A 1,021-nucleotide genomic window follows, 5' to 3' on the forward strand; every position below is an offset into this window, starting at 1 on the left:
GGCGAGTTCAGGCGGTCGTAGCATTTGATCTTGGTGGGTCGGTGGGACAGGATTCCCGCTGTGCGCAACATGTTGACCTTGACCGATCGTGAGGAGATCTCCCGTGGCCTGGCTGAGGGTCTGGAATACAAGGAGATCGCCAGGTTGATTGATCGGAACCCGTCGGTGGTCTCCCGGGACGTGGCCCGGCACGGCGGCCGTGCGCGGTACCGGGCGGTGGCCGCGGACGAGGGGGCCGCAGTGGGCCGGCGACGGCCGAAGGCGTACGCGGTCGACCGTTCGCCACGGCTGCGGGCGGTGGTCACGGCGCTACTCACGGGCGGCTGGTCGCCGGCGTCGATCGCGGGCCGGTTGCCGCGCGACTACGCCGACGATCAGGCTGTACGGGTGTCTCACGAAGCGATCTACCAGTGGATCTACGCCCAGCCGGTGTCCACCCTGGCCCGCGAGCTGATCCGGCTGCGCACCGGCCGCACCGTGCGCCGCTCGGGCCCGCGGCCCGCACCGGCGCCGCGGATCCGCGAGCCTCGCTACCTCGACGAACGTCCCGCCGAGGTCGAGGACCGCTCGGTACCGGGACACTGGGAGGGCGACCTGGTCATCGGCAAGGGCGGCAAGTCCGCGGTCGCTACGCTGGTCGAGCGGACCTCACGGATGCTGGTCCTGGTCCCGCTGACCGGCCGTGACGCGCTCACCGTGGGCGACGCGGTGATCGCCGCCGCCGGGAACCTCCCGCCACAGATCGCGAAGTCACTGACCTGGGACTGCGGCTCAGAGATGGCCGGCCACGCGCGGATCACCGCCGCCGGGCTGCCGGTCTACTTCGCCCGCCCACACTCACCGTGGCAGCGCGGCAGCAACGAAAACGCCAACCGCATCCTGCGCGAATACTTCCCGAAAGGCATCCCGATCACGTCCGACCCGAAGTACTTAGCGATGGTAGCTTCCGAAATCAACGACCGACCCCGTAAGATCCACAATTGGAAGAAGCCCTCCGAGATTTTCGCCGAACTCGTAGAGA

General features: G+C 68.6%; 1 protein-coding gene. It reads left to right on the plus strand.

All coding sequences use genetic code 11. The annotated features are described in order from the left end of the window. Positions 1 to 78: 78 nt before the first annotated feature. Positions 79 to 1,021 (plus strand): IS30 family transposase (locus F8271_RS31515; protein WP_192580558.1); only part of this gene is annotated, 943 nt, incomplete at its 3' end.

This window comes from Micromonospora sp. ALFpr18c, from assembly GCF_008868155.1.
In the GTDB taxonomy this organism is placed as follows: domain Bacteria; phylum Actinomycetota; class Actinomycetes; order Mycobacteriales; family Micromonosporaceae; genus Micromonospora.